The organism is Prevotella sp. HMSC073D09 (assembly GCF_001814145.1).
GTDB lineage: Bacteria > Bacteroidota > Bacteroidia > Bacteroidales > Bacteroidaceae > Prevotella > Prevotella conceptionensis.
The window spans coordinates 1-1,057 of sequence record NZ_KV815138.1; the positions used below are offsets into that span (position 1 = coordinate 1).

A 1,057-nucleotide genomic window follows, 5' to 3' on the forward strand; every position below is an offset into this window, starting at 1 on the left:
ACCTTCGCGAGAATCGATTTTTTGCGGCAAGGTAAGCGGTTGGTGGACAAAAAAGCCACTTTTTGTGTTAAATTTCTTACTAAAAACTATACAAAATGGTTGCGCCGCATACATGTACATGGGCAACGGCACGTAGCCCCCACAGGCTTACAACCGCCAACGCAAACGGATGCAGGGCATGCAGCTCATGGCCAACGGGGGCAGCATCATGGAAACGCAGGAGTAATCTTGACTTTGGATCTGTGTTGTTTAGCGTAAAAGCATTTTTTGGATTACCAGTTACTCCTTACTCCTTTACTCCTTACTACCTGCTGTTTGGCGTAAAAGCATTTTTTGGATTATCAGTAGGTTATGTTCCAAACCTAATCTCCCTTTATGGTGTTTTGTAAGGATTTCGGGCGTTTTTGCCAGTTTTTAGTAAAGGCCTATCTATGCAAAATATTTCTATTTGTAAGATATTTTTTCGCAAAAAATATTGCTTGTTCCAAAAGAATGATTAAATTTGCGGAAGAATGAGGAACCTCAGTCACTTAGAAACATTAATAACAAAAAAGTTAGACTGTTATGGGCACAAAATTTAATTTACTTATTCTTTTTATCGTCTCCTGTCTTTCGCTAAGTGCTCAGGAGAGCGCTTTCAATGCCGGTGTCCGCTTGGGCGGCGGTTATAGTGTCAACAGTCATGTAGACAAAATATTAGTGAGCGAGGGTTATTACGCCAATTATTCGTTCGACAACAAAGGGCAGTTCGTGCCAAGTGCCGAGCTGTTTTTCCTTTACAGGCAGCCTGCAAGCCTTTGGGGCGTTGAAGCGGGCATTGCCTATTATAACAAAACGGCGCGGGTGCGTTACGAGGACAAGAACGAATTGAACTACACGCTCTCCACCCGTTATCACCATTTGGGGCTTGCCGCTTATTTCAATCTCTATCCTTTTAAGGCAAAAAACTCGCTGCACGTATCATTGGGCGGGCGGATAGGCGCGAACCTCTCTCCAAGCAATCTAACTTATGCGGGTAATCAGGAGGATGCGAAGTTCTCGGCGTTGGGTTATCCCA

1 protein-coding gene is annotated in these 1,057 nt (G+C 43.9%); it reads left to right on the top strand.

The annotated features are described in order from the left end of the window. Positions 1-564 precede the first annotated feature (564 nt). Positions 565-1,057, top strand: a 493-nt coding sequence (locus HMPREF2955_RS13435; protein WP_070723935.1) for an outer membrane beta-barrel protein, incomplete at its 3' end; no start/stop codon positions are given.